The sequence below is a fragment of the Peptoniphilus genitalis genome, assembly GCF_023614525.1.
Taxonomy (GTDB): domain Bacteria; phylum Bacillota; class Clostridia; order Tissierellales; family Peptoniphilaceae; genus Peptoniphilus_A; species Peptoniphilus_A genitalis.
In genome coordinates this window covers 367,433-387,000 of the sequence record NZ_CP097885.1, presented here as the reverse complement: position 1 = coordinate 387,000, position 19,568 = coordinate 367,433, and the positions used below count along the sequence as shown (strand labels likewise).

Sequence of the window (19,568 nt, the reverse complement as noted above, 5' to 3'; positions counted from 1 at the left end):
TTATGGAACTTAGTACAATACTTACCCCAGCGATCTTTTTAGGAATTGCGGGAGCCTTCTTTGGAGTAATACTCTCCATTGCATCAAAGGTTTTTTATGTAGAAGTTGATCCAAAGGTAGCAGAAGTTAGAGATGCCCTTCCAGGCGCAAACTGTGGAGCTTGTGGTTTCCCAGGTTGTGATGGACTTGCAGAAGCCATTGCCTCTGGCAAAGCACCAGTAAATGGTTGCGTAATTGGTGGTGCAGACACAGCTGAAAAAGTCAGCACAATAATGGGTGTCAATGCAGGAAATGTTGATAGAAATGTTGCAGTAGTACACTGTCAAGGTGACTGCAATAAGGCAAAAAATAAATACGATTACAATGACCTAGTTGACTGTAGACTTATGGCAGACTACCAACAAGGAGCAAAAGCTTGTAACTTTGGCTGCTGCGGTGGAGGAACTTGCGTAAGCGTATGTGAATTCGACGCCATCCATATGGTTAACGGAGTAGCAGTAGTTGACAAGGAAAAATGTGTAGCTTGTATGAAGTGTATCAACATTTGTCCTAAGAAAATTATTTCTCTAAGACCTTACAAATCAAAAACAGTTGTAGAATGTAAGTCACTTGATTCAGGAAAAGTTGTTAGAAATAACTGTAGCATCGGTTGTATAGGATGTGGAATCTGTGAAAAGAACTGCCCTAAGGATGCAATCCATGTAGAAAACAACCTAGCATCAATTGACTATGACAAGTGTATCAACTGTGGAATTTGTGTTTCAAAATGTCCAACAGGAGCAATCTATTGTGAATATCCTGAAAGAGTGGAAAAAATGAAACAAAAGGAAAAAGAAAAGAAAGAAAAAGAAAGACAAGCAAAACTTGCAGAAGCCCAAGCTAAAAAAGCAGAAGCAGAAAAAGAAAAAGTTAATGCTTAAACTTTAAATTTCAAATTTCAAATTCAAATCGAAACTGTCGTGTGAAAGCGGCAGTTTTTTCTTGTGCAAATTTTATAATAAATTTATTAATCAAGATAATACGAGTGAAGTTATTAAAATTTATATATGTTATAATTAGTTTAAATAATTGAGTTATTTTAAATAGTAATAATGAGGGAAATTTTTAGATGCGCTTATGAGTAAAATTAAATTGCTAATTATAGAAGACAATGAAGATATTATTGACTTAATAAAATTATATAAGCCTGAATCTATGAAAATCTACGATGCAAAAGATGGCAAACAAGGTTTGAAATTATTTGATGAAGAAAAATTTGATTTGATAATTTTAGATTTGATGTTGCCAATATTAGATGGTTATCAAGTATTAAAGAAAATTAGAGAAACAAGTGATATACCAATTATAATATTATCTTCTAAAAATCTTGACTTTGAAATCATACTCGGATTAGATAAGGGTGCAGATGATTATGTTGTTAAGCCATTTAATCCTATGGAATTGTTTGCACGAGTCAATGCATTGTTGAGGAGAGTTGATTCAAAAAATAATAATAAGATTATAAAAGCAGGGAATTTAGAATTGAATATTGAAACTTGTGAAGTATTTCGTTCAGGAAAAATTATAGATCTTACAGGTCAAGAATATAAATTATTAGAATTTTTGATGAAAAATATGAATAAGGTATTTACTACTGATATTTTATTAGAAAGAATCTGGAATGACAATGAATATTATGATAATAATATAGTTTCAGTTTATATTAGTAGATTGAGAGATAAAATTGGAGATCGAGATTGCGAAAAGAAACATATTATAACAATAAGGGGATTGGGCTATAAATTTAATGAGTAAAAATAAACAAATTACATTCAACAAGTTTTTGTTCATAAGCATACTATCCATTGTTCTTATTGTATATGTATATAACATCTTAACTTCAAGTATTTTGGAAGTAGTTGGGAATAAAATATTTTCAAATATTGCTTATAAGTATTCTGCAGATTATATTTTTAATGAGGATCTAAGTAAGAATAAGAATAAAATTAAAAAGCTTGATGGCTGGATACTAATATTAAATAATGATTTATCTTTGAGCTATGTATCAGATAATAATGTTCCAAAAGATTATTCTTTTGATGATATTGTAAATCTAAATAAAGGCACCTTTAAATACAAAGGAAGAACTTATTTTGCATCTATGAAAAATATAGAAAAAAATGGAATAAATAAATATGGAGTTGTTATTTTACCAACAAAATATATTACTAATAGGGTGTTTGTTACTCCGGGCATGCAAGATTCAGGGTTATTTCTTCTATTTTTGACACTAAAAGTGATCTTATTTATTTTAGGAACTTTTATAGTTGTGTTGATATTTTCGAAAGTATTGCATAAGAAATTATATAATCCTTTAAGTGAATTAGAAAAGGGTTTTAAGAAGTTAAAGGAAGAAGACTATTCATTTAGTTTAAGAAAACAAGAATACAATAATATTACTGAATTTGTTTTTATTCAAAATGAGTTTAATTCGACTGTGAAATCTTTAAGAGAATTTCAAAAAGAGAGACTTGAAAATGATAAAAAAAGGATTCAGTTATTTATTGATATAAGGCATGATTTTAAGACACCAATTACTGTTATTAAAGGTTTCTCAGAAGCAATAATTAATGGAAAAATTCCAATAGAAAGTTCTAAAAAATATTTGGAATCCATTAACAAAAATGCATCAAATATAGACTCTTTGTTAAACGAATTATCAGAAATTATAGAGTACGAGGATTATTCATATAATTTAAATCTTGAGGAAATTGATTTCTGCGAATTTACAAGGAAAGCAATAATAGATTTTTTACCTATATTTGAGCAAAATGATATGAATGTAATAATTAACATTCCGGATGAAAAATTATATGTAAAAATTGATCAAAACATATTCTCTAGAGTTTTTAAAAATTTGATGAAAAATATAATTGATCATAATGAAAAACATATTACAGTGTATTTTTCTATAGAAAACTGTTTCAAGAAAGTTAAACTAATTATTGGAGATAGCGGAAATAAAATAAATGAAGAGTTGGCAAAAAATATTTTTGAACCATTTGTTACTAATGATACTTCGAGAAATACATCTAATAAAAATAGAGGGCTTGGTTTATCTATCGCGAAAAAAATTGTAGAGAAACATAATGGACAAATATTTTTGAATCAAAACAATACAGAGCTTTACAATAAAAGCTTTATAATAGAATTAAATAAATTAAATTAAGACATATGGATCTAGGTTATTTTTCTAGATCTTTTTTTATTGATTTTTAATTTTAAAATATTTAATATTGCTGAAAGGTTTATTAACATTAGAGAAAGATTAGAATAGCATGAGAGTAATGCTTATTTGTTATCATATCTGTAAATAAGTGATAAGGAGGATTATTATGGAACTGTTGAAGTTAGAATCCATTACAAAAGATTATGGCAATGGAAAAGGATTATTTGATTTTTCAATGAATTTGAATAAAGGTGAAATTGTAGGCCTAATAGGAATTAATGGTGCTGGGAAAACAACTTTATTAGACACAGTTTCTGGGAAAATTTTAGCAGATTCAGGAGAAATTTTTTATGATGGTGAAAAAATAGGAATTGACTCTAAATGTAGAAAAGAATTCGGAATTTCTGTCAACCCTGGTTTTTATGATTATCTTAATACTTATGAAAATTTAAAGGCTATTTTATATTTGAACGGAATAAGTGATAAAAAGATTGTAAATGAAAAAATTAAAAATGTTTTGAAAATAGTTGGTCTTAAAAATGTTGAGAACAAGAAAATAAAAGAATTTTCCTTTGGGATGAAACAAAGATTAGGTTTTGCACAGGCAATACTAAATTCAGGATCAATTATGTTATTAGATGAACCCTTTGTAGGTCTTGATGTCAATGGAAGAAATATGGTTAAAGAATATGTAAAAGAAATGGTAGAAAAAAATCAAATGGCAGTTGTATTTTCGGATCATAATTTAGATGAAGTTAAAGCCTTGTGTAATAGATTGGTTGTAATAAGAAATGGAAGAAAAATTTATGATGGAAATCTAGATATAAAGAGTTCGATTATAATAAAAGTTAAAGATAGCAGTGGAATTGATAATTCTATAGCTAAAAAAATTGATTCAACTACAGTTGAAGTCACAGAAAGAAATATTAATGACAAGATAAAGAATATTACAAAAATAACAGAAATAACAAGAATTGAAAAGGTCATGAATCCCTTAGAAAAGATGCTAGAGGTGAATAATAATGTTGAAAATCATTAAATTTGAAATTGGTAAGCAGGTTAAAAGAAAAGAAAATTTAATTTTATTTTTTATGTTTTTGATGCCATTACTGTATTCAATAGGTGTTTACAGAAACTCAAATATTATTACTTACAATAGTAGTGAACTTGTTAATGGACTTTCTTTTGCCAAGGATATGTTTACTTTTATATATATGGCTTTTATTGTTTATATTATATTAGCAATAAACAGTTCAAATATATTAAGGGGAGAAATAGAAAATGATAGTATAAGTATAATGCTCACAAGGATAAATAATAGAGGTAGAATTTATAGAGCTAAATTATATACTCAAATTATTTACTGGACGGTGATTACATGCTTATTTGTTTTATTTTCTATATTTTGCTATTACATTTTTATATCGAAATTAAAAATTGCAAGTGGTAGCATTGTAAGTAAAGGATGGATAAGTGATACCTTAATTATTATTTCATTATGGTCTTCATACATTTTTGCAATAAGCATGGTTCAAAGTTTGAGTATGAATTTTAAACCTTTTGTTTCAATAGGAATATTTATAATAGTTTTTATAATTTTAATATACTTGAAAGAATTTCCTAAAGTTCAATTGGTGTCCCCATTTTATTATCTCAATAAAATTTTAAATGATTGGAATACAATAACTTTTGTTAAGTATATGATAATTAACTGGGGAATAATATTTCTATTTTCTTTTTTAGGAATTAAAAAATTTAAGAAGAGTGACTTATGAGAACTAAATAAGAAATATTTTATATTAAGAAATTTTATTATCGAATTTTTAAAAAAGTATTTGACAAGATGTTTTTTATTCCCTATAATTTAATGCAAATCATAATTTTATTTATAAAAAATATTGGAAAAAACGAGTAGGTTTATTAAAGTTTTCAGAGAGTAGGCGTTTGGTGAAAGCCTATAATGGAGATAAATTCGAAAATCCTTTTTCTTTATGCAAGTCTGAACCTTAGTAAGATTTGCCGCTTTAGTAGGCGTTATCTATACTCGGCATTGATTGATGCTTGTTAAGAGAGCTTACATATTTGTAGGAACTAAGGTGGTAACGCGATAATTCGTCCTTTGTCTATTATTTAGACAAGGGACTTTTTTTATTTATAAAATTAAAATTTAGGAGGAAAGAATGAAAAATTTATCAAGAAGTCAGTTTACTCAAGTGAGCATAATGCTCTTTGGATTGTTCTTTGGAGCTGGAAATTTAATTTTCCCTCCATTCTTAGGAAATCAAGCAGGGAATAAAACTTTAATTTCCCTTTTGGCTTTTTCTGTTACTGCAATTATCTTCCCAGTCCTTGGAACTATAGCTGTTGGCAAGACTGACGGACTTAAAAACTTATCTTCAAGAGTTGGAGAAAAGTTCGCCCTAGTTTTTACTACTGCAATATACCTTTCTATAGGACCTGGTCTTGGAATACCAAGAGCTGGATCTGTTCCTTTTGAGATGGCAATAGCACCTTATGTACCAGAAACTTTTAACCTATCTCTTGTAAGACTTGCCTATACATTTGTATTCTTTGCTGTTGCAATGTGGGTTTGCTTAAAGCCTAACAAGTTAGTTGCAAGAGTTGGAAAATATCTTACTCCAACACTTTTGCTTTTAATATTTATAATGTTTGCAAAAGTTATGACTCTACCAAAGGTCCCTGCGATGCCAAGTGGAAATTACAAAGACGCTCCAGTTGTTGCTGGTTTCCTTGCAGGTTATGACACTATGGATGCAGTTGCAGCTCTTAACTTTGGTTTTGTTGTCACTCTTGCTATAAGAAGATTTGGCGTTGAAGATAAGAAGCTTGTTACTTCTTATACTGCTAAGGCTGGTCTACTTGCAGGTAGTGTTTTGTTTGTAGTTTACCTAATGCTTTCAACAATGGGTATGGTTACTTCAAAGGCCTTCGCTGGTGTAGAAAATGGTGCAGTTGTTCTTACAGAAGCTGTTAAGCTTGTATTTGGCAACTTTGGTTTAGTTCTTTTGGCTTCAATATTTACTCTTGCTTGTTTAACAACTTGTATAGGTTTAATATCAAGTGGATCTGAATATTTTTGCACCCTATTTAACCGCAAGATGTCTTATGGCAGATGGGTTTTCCTTTGGACCTTCTTCTCCTTTGTAATGGCAAACTTTGGTCTTAATAAACTTCTTGCTTTATCAGTGCCACTACTAACTGTTATATATCCAGTTGCCTTAGTCTTAATACTTTTAGGATTTACGCATGACTTTGTTGGTTACTCAAGACTTTCTTATAAGGCATCAGCCTTCTTTGCAGTTTGTCTACCACTTGTATCTGTTGCCAAGTCAACATTTAATCTAAGTCTGCCTCTATTGACAAAGCTTGAAGCAAGCCTTCCAATGGCATCAAGTGGTTTGTCTTGGGTCCTACCAAGTCTTGCTGCTGTAGTCTTAGTTGAAGGATACTCAAGATTAGTATCACCATCAAAGGCTAGTGTAAAAGCAGAAAATTATATGTAAAACAATTTAGAAACTTTAAAACGGTCTCACATGATTAATGTGGGACTTTTTTTTATGCTTTCTTGCAAAGAGGATCAAAAAAATTTTAGATGCTTGTGATGAAAAAGAAATATGGCAAATAAATTCTAATTGAATATAATTAAAAATTTTTTTGAATAGAAAAGTATTTTTGTTAAGAAAATTGAAAAAAGAAATATTATAATAATCTCGATAATTATTATCAATTGACTTGATATTAAATAAAGAGAGGTGTTATATTTTGAAATTATACAAAAAATTATTTTCCTACATACCTGAGAGAAAACTTCACGGTATTCTTGCATGTCTACTTACGACCTTGGGCATTGTTTTAGAATTTTATGCCTATTATTTAATTTGGATTTTGCTAAAGAATGTATTTACTGGTGGGGTCTTATCAGAAGAAAGAAGTCTTGCAATAAAAATTTTATTTTTATTTATTGCCTATGGTCTTTTATACTTTATGGGTCTTTGGATGAGTCACTTGGCAGGCTTTAGACTTGAAACGCGTCTTCGTGAAAGAGGTATAAGGCATCTTCTTAGGGCATCTAATACTTTCTTTGACCTACATAATTCTGGAGAAGTGAGAAAAATAATTGACAACAATGTGGAGCAAACTCACATGATTGTGGCTCATTTAATTCCAGATCAAACAGCAGCCTTTTTGACTCCTATACTTATGATTATCTTGACCTTCCTATTGGATTTATACCTTGGAATATTTTTTATTGTCATTGTCCTAATAAGTTTAGTCCTTGTAAAAAATATGATGGGTGATCAGTCCTTTATGAAGAAGTACATGGATATGCTTGATGAAATGAACGCGGGTGCAGTTGAGTATGTAAGGGCTATGCCTGTAGTAAAGATTTTTAATGCACCCTTAATCGGTTTTAAAAAACTTTATGATTCGATTCTTGTTTATAAGGACATGGTCTATAAGTATTCTATGTCTTGCAGGGTTCCCTATGTCATATTCCAATGGCTTTTAAATATTTTTATAATTACGCCAATATTTTTGGGAATCTTTATGGTTAATAGGGGAGCTGATCCTGGTCTTTGGGCGGCAAAAATTTTATTTTTTACTCTATTCATGGGGATATTCTTTTCTAACACAATGAAAATTATGTATGTATCTATGTTTGTCTTCCAGGCAAATTCTGCTGTGGATAATCTTGAAAATTTGTTCAAGGAGATGAAGGCGAAGGAAATAGAATTTGGAAGCCAAAGGGAATTCTTAAACAAGAATATTGAATTTAAGAATGTAGACTTCTCCTATGACGGAGAAAATAAAATTTTAAATAACTTTTCTCTAAGTCTTGAAGAAGATAAGGTCTATGCCTTGGTGGGTAGTTCGGGTTCAGGTAAGTCAACTATTGCAAAATTAATTTCTGGTCTGTACCCCGTTGACTCAGGAGAAATTTTAATTGGAAATAAAAATATTTCTTCCTATGACAAGGAAAGTCTTATGAAAAACATAGGAATTGTTTTTCAAAACCCACAGCTCTTCCAGGGTATCTCCATTTTTGAAAATGTCAAGCTTGGGAAGAGTGATGCAAGTGATGAAGAAGTATTAAGGGCATTAAAACTTGCAAGGTGTGACGAGTTTATAGACAAATTCAAAGAAGGTTATGATGTAGTGATTGGAGCAGAAGGTGTAAATCTTTCTGGTGGAGAAAAGCAAAGGGTAAGTATTGCTAGGATTTTCTTAAAGAATCCAAAAATAATAATTATGGACGAAGCCTCAGCTGCTGCTGACCCCGAAAACGAATATGAACTACAAAGAGCCTTTAAGGAATTAATAAAGAACAGGACTACAATTATGATTGCCCACAGGCTTACTTCCATAAGAGGAGTAGATGAAATTCTTTTAATCGAAGATGGAAAGCTAATTGAAAGAGGAAGTCACGATAAACTTTACAAGGAAGATAGCAAGTATAAGAAGTTTGTGGAAATGTATATGAAGGCAAATGAATGGAGGGTTGATTGATGAAAACTTATTTAAAAAATCGCTTTGGACTTACAGACAAGGGGGCAGAGGGTGCCCTTGTTGCAATAAGATATTCTAGCCTAAAGAGCCTTTCTTATATGCTACCTATGTTCTTACTTATGTATGTAATGCAAGGCTTGTTAAATTTAGGAGACTTTAGTCCATGGATTTCAGTCATCGCCTATGTAATAATTGCCCTTCTTATGATTTTTGTAATTAATAGGGATTACATTACAACTTACAACGAAACCTATAAGGAATCTGCAAACCTTAGGATAGAAATTTCTGAAATAATTAAGGACTTGCCTCTTAGTTTTTATTCAAGTAGAGATTTAACAGATCTTTCTCAAACAATAATGAAGGATGTAGAAGCAATTGAACATGCACTTTCTCATGCACTTTCAGGATTTTATGGCTTTATAATAAATCTAGTTATTATTTCCATTTTGCTACTAATTGGAAATTTAAAGCTGGGGCTTGCAGTTATAGTACCAATTTATATTTCTGCTATTTTGAGTTTACTTTCCGGCAAGATTCAAAAGAAGGGAGTAAGTTCCTATTATAAGGAGCAAAGGAAGTCCTCGAAGATGTTTCAAGAACTCATTGACCTATCTACAGAGATTAAGTCTTACAATTTGACTGAAGAAAAGGAAAAAAGTGGCGTTGACTTTGTTAGGTCCTTAGAAAAGGAGCATATTAAGACAGAACTGGCACAAGTTATCCCCATTGTTTCTGCAACAGTTGTGGCAAATTTATCCCTTGCCCTTGCAATATATGTTGGATTAAATAGCTTGATAGATGGAGAAATAAATATCTTGTATTTTGCAGGCTACTTATTTGCTTCAGCAAGATTAATTGATGGAGTTGCTGCATTCAACGCATTTTATGGAGAGTTAATGTATATTGATTCGCCAGTTGAAAAGATAAAGGCACTTAGAAGTGAAAAAATTCAAAGGGGAAAAAGAGCAGATTTGAAGTCCTTTGACATTAAAGGAGATAAGGTTTCCTTCTCTTATCTCGATGACAAAAAAGTTATAGATAATATTTCCTTTAAGGCCTTGCAGGGAAAGACTACTGCCCTTGTTGGTCCATCTGGTTGCGGTAAGTCTACCCTAATAAAACTAGTGGCAAGGTTATATGATTACGACTCTGGAGAAATCACAATTGATGGTAAGAAGATAAAAAATATTGCCACACAAGACTTATTCAAACACATTTCCATGGTCTTTCAAGATGTAACCCTCTTTAATGGATCGGTAATGGAAAATATTAGGCTGGGCAGGTCCAGTGCCAGTGACGAAGAAGTCCTTGAAGCAGCAAGACTTGCCAACTGCGATGACTTTGTAAAGAAATTGCCAAGAGGATATGAAACAGAAATCGGCGAAAATGGTTCCAACTTATCTGGCGGTGAAAGACAAAGAATTTCCATAGCAAGAGCCTTCTTAAAGGATGCAGAAATAATTCTTTTAGATGAAATTGCCGCATCACTTGATGTGGAAAATGAAAAGTACATCCAAGAGTCTTTGAACAAATTAACAAAGAACAAAACTGTCATCATAATATCTCATAGGATGAAGTCAATAGAAAATGTAGACCAAATAATTGTTATGAAAGACGGAAAAATTGAAGACTTTGGAAAACATAAAGAACTAATAGAAAGAAGCAAGACTTACAAGAAGATGATTGAGTCATCAAAGAAGTCAGAAGAATTTGTATATTAGGAGGAGATAAGATGAAAAAATTTGGAATTCGGGATTTAGTAAATGCCGGTGTATTTTCACTGTTAACTGTAATGGCAACTTGGTGTGGAGGTATGATAGGTTTTATTCCTGTTCTTATGCCCCTAGTTCCCTTTGCTTGTGGTTTGGTTTCAGGGCCAGTCTTTATGCTTTATTCAACAAAGATAGACAAGTTTGGAATGGTCTTAATAATGGGAATAGTTTTTGGACTTGTATTTTCAATGTCAGGTCATGGGGCAATAGTTCTTCCTGCCATAATTGTCTTGTCATTAATTTGCGAGATGATATTAAAAAAAGGTGGTTATAAGTCAATAAAAACTGCAAGACTAACCTACATGGTCTTTATGATTTTTGCAGCTGCAAATTTAATACCAATTTATTTTGCCAGAGATGCCTTTGTTCAATCTTTAATCGACCAAGATTACGGAGCAGAATATGCAGAAAAACTATTATCTGTTATGCCAACTTGGTCCTTTATACCTGTAGTCCTAGTAGGTATGTTAGGTGGATACTTAGGTTGCACTATTGGAATTAAAATTCTAAATAAGCACTTCAAAAAAGCAGGAATGGCTTAATGAAAATTGACTTTAGGACAAAAATATTTTTAACAAATGTAATAGGGATTGCTGCCATTGAAGGTTCTCTTGGAAGAAGATATTATTATCTTGGAATTTTAATAGCAATCTTTCCCTATATACTTGCATTATTTGATAGAAAGTGGTCCCTTTTAATTAAGGGACTTTTATATACTTCTGTGGCAGTCCTAGCACAAGGACTCTTGCTGAATCTTTCGCAAAATTTTTTAACAATGATTTTAAACCTCTATGTTGGAATTATTATAAAAATCTTGCCTGGGGTTATGATGGGTTACTATGCTCTTGTTACAACAAAAATGAGTGATCTTGTTTACTCTTTGCAGAAAATAAACTTGCCAAATTTTTTGATCATTCCAGTTTCTGTAATGTTTAGATTTTTTTATTCAATAAAGGAAGATTACAAGAAAATAAATGAGGCCATGTATATGCATGGACTAAGTATGAAAAATTTTTTCAAAGAGCCTGCTAAGATTTTGGAATATAAATTTGTTCCACTTTTAATGATCACATCACAGACTGCTGATGATGTTGCCATATCAGCTATGACAAGGGGAATGAGAGTGGATGGAGAGAGGTCATCTATTTCTGATGCAAGCTTGAAGTTGCAAGATTATGTCTTAATAGCCTTTGGAATTTTTATAATTGTTTTATTCATCAGGGTGAAAATATGTTAGAGTTTAAAAATCTTTCCTTGGCCTATGAAAATTATGAGGGCAAAGAAAATACAATATTTGAAAATATTAATCTTTCCTTTGAAGGGGGAAGTGTAAATGTAATAAGTGGCCAGTCAGGTTCAGGCAAGTCAACTTTTATAAAGCTAATTAATGGTATAATTCCAGAGGTAAATAATGCGAAAATTTCGGGCCAGCTTTTATTTAAGGGAAAAAATTTATTTGACCAGGGTATAAGCGATAGGAGTCAATATATTTCCACAGTTTTTCAAAATCCCAAAAATCAATTTTACTGCATCAATTCAAGTGATGAGATGGCCTTTGCTCTTGAAAACAGAAATGTAAAAAGAGAGGAGATACTAAGTAAAATAGATTACTATACAAGGATTTTTGGGACAGACAAATTACTTGATAGAGATTTATTCAAATTATCAGGTGGGGAGAAACAACTTGTTGCAATTACGTCTGTTGCCCTAATGGATAATGAAATTTATATTTTTGATGAGCCCTCTGCCTCTCTTGATAATAAATCCATTGAAAGATTAAAAAATATTATTGAGATATTAAAGGAAAAGAAAAAAATTATAATTATTGCAGAGCATAGGCTTTACTACCTAAGGGACATAATGGATAAGCTCTTTGTCATTGAGGACAAAAAAATAAATTCCTACGAAAGAGAAGAGCTTAATGATGAATTCATAAGAAATCATAAGCTGAGAAGTCTAAAGGAAATAAAAAAGGAAGATTTGAATAAGGATAAATACATAAAAAAATCTTTTTTTGATAAAAATTTTGATCATGACAAAATAATGGAGTGTAGAAACTTTTTTTGCAAGTATAGGGGGAGTGATAAGGTAATTTTTGATTTTAACCTATCCTTTGACAGGGGGATTTATTTTATAATTGGAGAGAATGGAATAGGAAAGACCTCTTTTATAAGAAATATTTGCGGACTTAATAAGGGGCAAAGGGGAGATTTATATTATGGGTCTGAGAAAATAAAAAGGCCCTATGAAAAAATTTCTCTTGTAATGCAAGATGTGAACTATCAATTATTTACAGATTCAGTTTACTCAGAAATGTCAATAGTATCAGATGATGACCTTCTAAAGGAAAAAATCTTGCGTGATTTGGGACTTTGGGATAAGAAGGGCAGGCATCCGCAAGCCTTATCTGGAGGAGAGAAGCAAAGACTTGCCCTTGGACTAGCCCTTGCCAGCAAGAAGGAAATAGTTTTGTTAGACGAACCAACTTCTGGCTTGTGCCTGAAGAATATGACAAAATTAATTAGCTTCTTAAAGGAAATGAAAAAGCAAAACAAAACAATTATTATAATCACACACGATTATGAATTTATTAAGAGTGCAGATGAAAATATTTTGGAGTTTGTAAATGAAAAATACTAATTATTTAGCTTCTTGGGACTTTGAAGTCGTCGATGATAATGATGATTTTATAGAGTATCGAGGGATAAGCCATCCTAAAAATAAAATGAAAAATTATAAACTTTTTCCAGGACTTATGCTCATGTATATTGACTTAAGAGAAAAGTATCAAGTGCAAGCTTCTGATAGCAAGGGAAATAAGGGCTATAGGATTTCTTATAGCTATGAAGGTAATTACTTCACCTATATCAATGATACAAAAATTTTAATAACTCGAGAAATTTTTATTGGCAAGGCCCTTCCCTATGCAAGGGAATCTTATACGACCAAGGACAGGGTTCAGGCCTTTAACTTTATTATTTTTGAAAATCAGATAGATAAGGATTCCTTTCAGGGTAAAATATTAGAGGAATTTTTGAAAAAAATAAATTCAATAAAGGATATGGGTTTTGTATATAGGAATGAAAGACTAATTCAAAGGGCCAATGAACTTATACAGGTCTTAAAAAGTGAAGATATCTTGGGTATTTCTATAAAGGCTCTGGATTTAATTTACGATATTACCATGGAAAAAACTTCAGAAATAAGAAAATCTTATCAAAAGCAAGAAAAAAGCGAAGAAATTATTTTAATTGAAGAGTTTATTAAAGAAAACTTAGACAAGGATATTACCTTAGACCTGCTTACCAAGAAATTTAAAATCTCGAAGTCAAACCTAAATAAAAAATTCATCAGAAAATTTCAGTACACTCCTATAAAGTACCTCAACAATTTAAGGATGATGAAGGCAGAAGAAATTTTGATGAAGACAGATAAAAACATAACAGAAATTTCTATGGAACTTGGTCTCACAAGTCCATCAAATTTCACAAGGTCCTTTAAAAAATTTACGGGACTAAGTCCAAGTGAATACAGAAAAAAAGAAGCTCTAAGTGAATGAGCTTCTTTTTAATGTTTAAATTTTATAAAGTAAAGGAACCGATGTAATAATATTTACCTGCGTCCTTTAGGTCGATTGTCCATTTCTTTTCGATACCAATTGTCTTTAGCATTTCTTCCATATAGAAAAGGATAACGCCCATGTCTATTAGTGATCTTGTGTCTTCATCAGATTTTACCATGTAAGCTTCAACAACTGATCCCTTTAGTACGAATCTCCAAGGTTGGAAGTTCTTGTGGCTTGGTGCAAATCTAACAGATGAGAATACATCAAAGACTCCGTAATTTTCTAGAGTTTCAAAATTAATGATTTCCAATATCTTTTCGATTAGGGTGAAGATTGCTTTGATAAGCCGAAAATTTTCACAGGTAATTTTAATAATACTAGTTACAGCTTCATAATTAGCAAAAACTTTCAGCTGGACATATAATCCTAACTCTTCCCATTTTATTCGAGAATATGATGGATCTCGTCTTTACTCAATCTATCAAATTTATGGGCAAAAGCTATTCTTGAGTATAGTTTAGGATAAGGAGCCAATCGCTTTTCTATACTCGGCATTCCAATAAAGATCATAGCCGCATTTTTTGATCATATCTATATGAATAACTTGTGAAGCAATTGGATTATTTTCTGATAGGTTAGTGATTCTCTTTTTATCACATAAGATTGCTAACTGTTATGCGATTCCATTAAGAACAAATTGTTTTTAATCAGTGGTAAGTTGAGTTAAGAACAGTCTGAAGATTTGAGTAATAATCTTCAGCAATAGTTCTCATATAGTCCGTCCTTTCAGTAATGACTATGTTACTCTTATCGATTTTTCTAAAAATATTTTATAAATTTATTTTTGAGTTAGAATCAATTCAATTTTTGCTTTGAAACGATTATCCATAAAGTAAAAATATAGAATCTGAATAAGCAATAATACTAAAGCAATTAGAATAGTTTGTTTCCATATGGAAGCTGTGAGTAAATAGGATAACATGTTAACCGCAAAAATCGTATTGACTATCGCAAATAGAAGGGGTGCAAAGAATAAGATCGTAAATTGTTTGCGTTGCACTTCCTGGATTTTATTAATAGACAATCCAATTTTATAGAGGTTAGTATATGTGGGACTAGATCCTCTGATATTACTTAATAGACGGAAATAAATTAAGCTTCCAGCCGCAAGAATAAAGATTACACTTAGCATAATCCCAATATACGTTAAAACTTGATACGTATATCTTTCTAAATCAACTCTTTCAATTTTTTGTATCAAGAGGAAATCATTGCCTTCAGAAAGACCAGACCCTAAAAATTCTCTATTAACTCTTGCTGCTTGCCTTGCTTGTTCATCTGTAGTAATATCTGAAAAATGATACAAAAAGGCTGTTTGCCTATGCTCGAATATTTGTGATAATTGACTAAAAAGTTCATTATTCACTACATAAATGTCTCTGTAACGATAAGAATCAAAAATGTTGGGGCGATTATCGACGATAGTAAATTTTACATTATCAGTTATAGAAATTTCTTTTTTAGAACCACCATTTGATAGTGATACTACCTCATTGCCAGTCAGTTCTATTTTTTCACTTTCATTAGATGCACTATTGTAGTCATCTAGAGAAATGATAATCTCTTTTCCTTGATTGTCTTTTTGTAAAATAGATACACTATTTAACTGAAAAGATATTCCAGATTCACTGAGGTTAGAATTAATAAGCTCTATGTTATCCTCCTCTTTTTCATTCGGCTGAAAGGAAAAATAAGAAATATCAAATGGAGTTGTTTCGGAAACTTCATCGGCAGCAGTAGAGTTTAAGGCAATAGTTCCAATAGTAGTAATAAAAGCCACAGTTAATAGCAATGCTGAAATAAACATGGTCTTTGAATTACTAGATAATCGATATCTTAACTCAGAAACCCATAATGCTCTCGTATCTTTCAGATAGTATTCTTCGTTTCTTCTTACTTTGTCTGTAAAATACTTAGAGAATTGAGTGAAAAATAGGAACATGCCAATTGTTACCAATCCACCAATTAAAATGTGTAATATATCTGAGTTTTGAAGAGTATTCAGCATATCAAATCCCTGTGGTATTAATCGATTTATTAGATGAATATTAGCTAGGGCATATCCCAAGAGAATTAAGATTATAGCTGTGATAGATAAAAAACGAGAATATCTTATACTGCCATATTCATTCTGGTTTACATCTAGTAAGTTATATATTGGTCTTTTTAATATAACTTGTGATCTGAAGAATGCAATCAAAAAGAATAAAATGCTAAAAGCAATAATCGTAACAATGATTGATTTGATAGGGAAATAAAAGGAGATTGAGCTTAGATTAATTATATTTGCCATCAACAAGACCAGTATATGGCCAAATGCTAATCCGAGAAGTATCCCTACTATTATAGCTGAAAATCCAATTATCATATTTTCTATTATAATTAGTCGACGCAGTTGTTTTTTCGACATTCCCATCATAAGTAAAACACCAAACATACTTTCACGTCTAGCTAAAAATGAATTTATTGATAATCCTAAGAAGAATATCGCAAACAACACAACTATTACTTGAGCAGACCCCATAATGGTTGCAACTGCTCCTGGACCTTGATTAAGTTCAGGGTGAAACTGATTTACTGAAAAGATAAAAAAGACAAATACTGTAAACATGCAACTTAGCCAATAACCAATGTAGGTTTCTTTATCCCTTATTATATTATTTTTAGCAAAATCTCGGAGATTCATTTTACACACCTCTAATTACACTAAGAACATTGAGAATATTTTCTCTATATTCTATAAGATTATTCCCTTTACGGATTTCATTATAAATTTTTCCGTCCTTTATAAATATGACTCTCTGACTATAAGTTGCTGTTTCAACATCATGTGTTACTAAAAAAGTAGACATTCCATAGTTACGATTAAGATTTTCAAAAATTTTCATAACTTCTTCAGAATTAGCAGAATCCAAGTTTCCCGTCGGCTCGTCTGCCAGTAATAATTCCGGCTGATGGACAATAGCCCGTGCAATTGCTGTTCTTTGAGCCTGTCCTCCTGAAATTTCTTGCGTACGTTTATTTAATATATGTAAAATACCTAAGGATTTAGCTACCTTCTCTGATTTTTCTTTCATAGATTTAATTCCCTCATTCTTAAACATCAAAGGTAGCATAATATTTTCTCTTACTGTTAATGTTTCAACTAGGTTAAAGTCCTGAAAAACAAATCCTAATGTATTACGCCTAAATAATGCTGCTTCTTCATCATTAAGATTAGCTATGTTTCTTCCTGCAACAATAACACTTCCAGAGGTAGCTGGTAAAATACCAGAAATAATATTCAATAAAGTTGATTTTCCGCTTCCAGAAGGCCCCATTATTGCGACAAACTCACCCTTTTGAGTAGTTAAGGAAAGGTTATCCAGACCCTTTGACTTCACTATATCCCCATACACATGACTAACGTTATTTAGTTCTAATAAATTCATTACTATCACTCCTTTATTCATATATTAAAAGATTTTTTTTGATTATAATATCGAGAAAAATAAAAAAAGATGACAACTTTGTCACCTTTTATTCTTAATCAAAATATATAGTGAATTTTGTTCCTTTTGACTGTTCAGACTCAACTTTAATCTTATGCCCTAATTGCTCTAAAATTTGTTTAACTAAATAAAGTCCTATACCCGAGGAGTTATTATTAGTACGTCCGTTTTTTCCAGTAAAATACAAATCAAATATACGAGGAATATCTTCCTTTATAATTCCTACACCTGTATCACTAATCTCTAAACAACACTTATTATCTATTTGCTTTATGTTAAAAATAATTTGATTAGTTGGATTAGAAAATTTTATAGCGTTATGGACTAATTGATCAATGATAAAATCTAACCATTTTTTATCACTTAGCACAGTTGAGCTAGTATTTTCTATATTCACTTTAGGAAACACTTTGTTTTGAATAAACAATCGCTTATTTTGGTTGATTATTCTATTTATACTTTCACTTAAGTTTATTGGCTCAATTTTTAAGTCCCTGTCTACTGCCTCTATTCTTGCTAAGTTCAAAATGTTGTTTAGCTGCTTATCTATTTGATCCAACTCAACTAATAGTTGCATGTTCTCTTCGTTATACTTTCTGTTCTGCAACGCTAGACTCATTGAACTGATTGGAGATTTCATTTGGTGTACCCATTGAACAATATAAGTTCTCCATTCACTATTTTTAATTTTATAACTTTCGATTTCATTCAAGAATTGATTATAATTTTGATTTTCATGATTAATAAAAGAATCAGTAAACAAATCAGTTCCTTGTAGCCTTTTTTTCATATTTCTTAAATTTGAAGACTGTATACTTAACGTTTTATATACTGTAGCTTTCTTGTAATACCGTATGGTAAGAAATATAAAAAGAATGAATAAAGATAAAAAGAACATATAAATTATCAGTTGTGAACTAAGATATTCTCCACCTAACCAAATTATAAGCAGTATAAATATAAAATTAATTACATATAATAAAATAAAACTCAAATGGTCTTTTATGAATAACTTCATCTACCATCTTCCTCTGCAACTAATTGATATCCAAAAGTCCGAATTGTTCGTATGCCAATGGGCAGTTGATTATCGTCTATTTTTCTTCTGATTCTTCTTATATTTACATTCAAGGTATTTTCCTCTACGAAATTATTTTCATCCCATACTTCAAAAAACAATTCATCTCTTGATACAGAGTTAGGGTATTCTTCAATCAATTTTTTGAGTATTTTCAGTTCTGTAATAGATAAATCAATTTGCTTATCTCCAGCTAACAGCTGCTGTCTGTCCTTATCCAAGATAATATTGCCAACTTTTAATTGTTCATTTATAGTAGTTCCCGATAATTCTCCAAATGTACGTCGAAGCAAACTATTAATTTTTGCGATTAAAATTTCGCTATCAAAAGGTTTAGTAATGTAATCATCTGCTCCATATTCAAGTGCCATAATTTGATCCATATTACTATCTCTTGAAGAAATTATCATAATAGGATTTGATGTTATTTTTCGGATTTTACGACACCAATAAAACCCATTATAGTAGGGTAAATTAATATCTAAAATTATTAAATCAGGCTTTGTGTCCACTACTCTGTCTTCGATATCTTGAAAATCATCTAGAATTGAAGAACGAAAATTATATTTTTCTAATACATTAGTAATGCTTTTAGCTAAACCGAAATCATCTTCTATTATCAATATATTATATACCAAATTTTTACCTTCTTACTTTCAAATCCGTTTAACAGTTATCTTTTTAGCTTTCTCAAAAATTTTAAATTCCTAACGAGGACTAATAAATTTACTTATTAACCATTATAACAGTTTCTTTTCCTCAATATATATTAATTATTCTACTTATGTAAAATACCTTTTAAGTTTAATACAAAATAGAATCAAATTTGTACTCATTTGTGTCAAGAGAAATCTCATATCTAGAG

Annotated in this window: 17 protein-coding genes and 1 other annotated feature; of the genes, 12 read left to right on the top strand and 5 right to left on the bottom strand. The window is 30.8% G+C overall.

What is annotated here, in order from left to right; translation table 11 throughout:
- The first annotated feature begins 2 nt into the window (after nucleotides 1-2).
- The 12 genes from M9426_RS01870 to M9426_RS01815 all read left to right on the top strand — a co-directional run bounded on the left by M9426_RS01870 (nucleotide 3) and on the right by M9426_RS01815 (nucleotide 14,068).
- A complete protein-coding gene (locus M9426_RS01870) occupies nucleotides 3-920 on the top strand; it encodes an RnfABCDGE type electron transport complex subunit B (protein ID WP_250342282.1) in 918 nt (305 codons plus the stop codon).
- 196 nt (nucleotides 921-1,116) lie between these two features.
- The gene (locus M9426_RS01865; RefSeq protein ID WP_250342281.1) at nucleotides 1,117-1,794 is read left to right on the top strand and encodes a response regulator transcription factor; all 678 of its coding nucleotides are present in this window, start codon (nucleotides 1,117-1,119) and stop codon (nucleotides 1,792-1,794) included.
- Nucleotides 1,787-3,208 (top strand): sensor histidine kinase, encoded by a 1,422-nt coding sequence (locus M9426_RS01860; RefSeq protein WP_250342280.1) that lies wholly within the window; start codon nucleotides 1,787-1,789, stop codon nucleotides 3,206-3,208. The genes M9426_RS01865 and M9426_RS01860 overlap by 8 nt, the downstream gene beginning before the upstream one ends.
- A gap of 166 nt (nucleotides 3,209-3,374) precedes the next feature.
- On the top strand, nucleotides 3,375-4,247 hold the full coding sequence (locus tag M9426_RS01855) for an ABC transporter ATP-binding protein (RefSeq protein ID WP_250342279.1): 873 nt from the start codon (nucleotides 3,375-3,377) through the stop codon (nucleotides 4,245-4,247).
- The gene (locus M9426_RS01850) at nucleotides 4,231-4,983 is read left to right on the top strand and encodes a hypothetical protein (RefSeq protein WP_250342278.1); all 753 of its coding nucleotides are present in this window, start codon (nucleotides 4,231-4,233) and stop codon (nucleotides 4,981-4,983) included. The genes M9426_RS01855 and M9426_RS01850 overlap by 17 nt, the downstream gene beginning before the upstream one ends.
- A 115-nt stretch (nucleotides 4,984-5,098) precedes the next feature.
- Nucleotides 5,099-5,331 (top strand) — a binding site (T-box leader).
- Nucleotides 5,332-5,388: 57 nt separating this feature from the next.
- The gene (gene brnQ, locus M9426_RS01845; RefSeq protein WP_250342277.1) at nucleotides 5,389-6,732 is read left to right on the top strand and encodes a branched-chain amino acid transport system II carrier protein; all 1,344 of its coding nucleotides are present in this window, start codon (nucleotides 5,389-5,391) and stop codon (nucleotides 6,730-6,732) included.
- A 259-nt stretch (nucleotides 6,733-6,991) separates the two neighbouring features.
- The gene (locus M9426_RS01840; RefSeq protein WP_250342276.1) at nucleotides 6,992-8,737 is read left to right on the top strand and encodes an ABC transporter ATP-binding protein; all 1,746 of its coding nucleotides are present in this window, start codon (nucleotides 6,992-6,994) and stop codon (nucleotides 8,735-8,737) included.
- On the top strand, nucleotides 8,737-10,458 hold the full coding sequence (locus M9426_RS01835) for an ABC transporter ATP-binding protein (RefSeq protein ID WP_250342275.1): 1,722 nt from the start codon (nucleotides 8,737-8,739) through the stop codon (nucleotides 10,456-10,458). The genes M9426_RS01840 and M9426_RS01835 overlap by 1 nt, the downstream gene beginning before the upstream one ends.
- A gap of 11 nt (nucleotides 10,459-10,469) precedes the next feature.
- Nucleotides 10,470-11,051: an MptD family putative ECF transporter S component gene (locus M9426_RS01830; protein ID WP_250342274.1), complete on the top strand. Its 582-nt coding sequence runs from the start codon at nucleotides 10,470-10,472 to the stop codon at nucleotides 11,049-11,051.
- Nucleotides 11,051-11,746: an energy-coupling factor transporter transmembrane component T family protein gene (locus M9426_RS01825; RefSeq protein WP_060799693.1), complete on the top strand. Its 696-nt coding sequence runs from the start codon at nucleotides 11,051-11,053 to the stop codon at nucleotides 11,744-11,746. Before M9426_RS01830 ends, M9426_RS01825 begins: the two co-directional genes overlap by 1 nt.
- Nucleotides 11,740-13,149 (top strand): ATP-binding cassette domain-containing protein, encoded by a 1,410-nt coding sequence (locus tag M9426_RS01820; RefSeq protein ID WP_250342273.1) that lies wholly within the window; start codon nucleotides 11,740-11,742, stop codon nucleotides 13,147-13,149. The genes M9426_RS01825 and M9426_RS01820 overlap by 7 nt, the downstream gene beginning before the upstream one ends.
- Nucleotides 13,136-14,068, top strand: a complete 933-nt coding sequence (locus M9426_RS01815) for a helix-turn-helix domain-containing protein (RefSeq protein WP_250342272.1) — start codon at nucleotides 13,136-13,138, stop codon at nucleotides 14,066-14,068. The genes M9426_RS01820 and M9426_RS01815 overlap by 14 nt, the downstream gene beginning before the upstream one ends.
- A 22-nt stretch (nucleotides 14,069-14,090) precedes the next feature.
- Here M9426_RS01815 and M9426_RS01810 read toward each other — a convergent pair whose 3' ends face one another.
- From M9426_RS01810 to M9426_RS01785, 5 genes are all read right to left on the bottom strand, one after another.
- A complete protein-coding gene (locus M9426_RS01810; RefSeq protein WP_250342271.1) occupies nucleotides 14,091-14,384 on the bottom strand; it encodes a hypothetical protein in 294 nt (97 codons plus the stop codon).
- A gap of 528 nt (nucleotides 14,385-14,912) precedes the next feature.
- On the bottom strand, nucleotides 14,913-16,820 hold the full coding sequence (locus M9426_RS01800; protein ID WP_250342270.1) for an ABC transporter permease: 1,908 nt from the start codon (nucleotides 16,818-16,820) through the stop codon (nucleotides 14,913-14,915).
- 1 nt (nucleotide 16,821) lies between these two features.
- Nucleotides 16,822-17,565, bottom strand: coding sequence for an ABC transporter ATP-binding protein (locus M9426_RS01795; protein WP_250342269.1), 744 nt, complete (start codon nucleotides 17,563-17,565; stop codon nucleotides 16,822-16,824).
- Nucleotides 17,566-17,659: 94 nt separating this feature from the next.
- The gene (locus M9426_RS01790; protein ID WP_250342268.1) at nucleotides 17,660-18,643 is read right to left on the bottom strand and encodes a sensor histidine kinase; all 984 of its coding nucleotides are present in this window, start codon (nucleotides 18,641-18,643) and stop codon (nucleotides 17,660-17,662) included.
- Entirely contained in the window at nucleotides 18,640-19,341 is a 702-nt protein-coding gene (locus M9426_RS01785) for a response regulator transcription factor (RefSeq protein WP_250342267.1), read from the bottom strand. The genes M9426_RS01790 and M9426_RS01785 overlap by 4 nt, the downstream gene beginning before the upstream one ends.
- Nucleotides 19,342-19,568 lie beyond the last annotated feature (227 nt).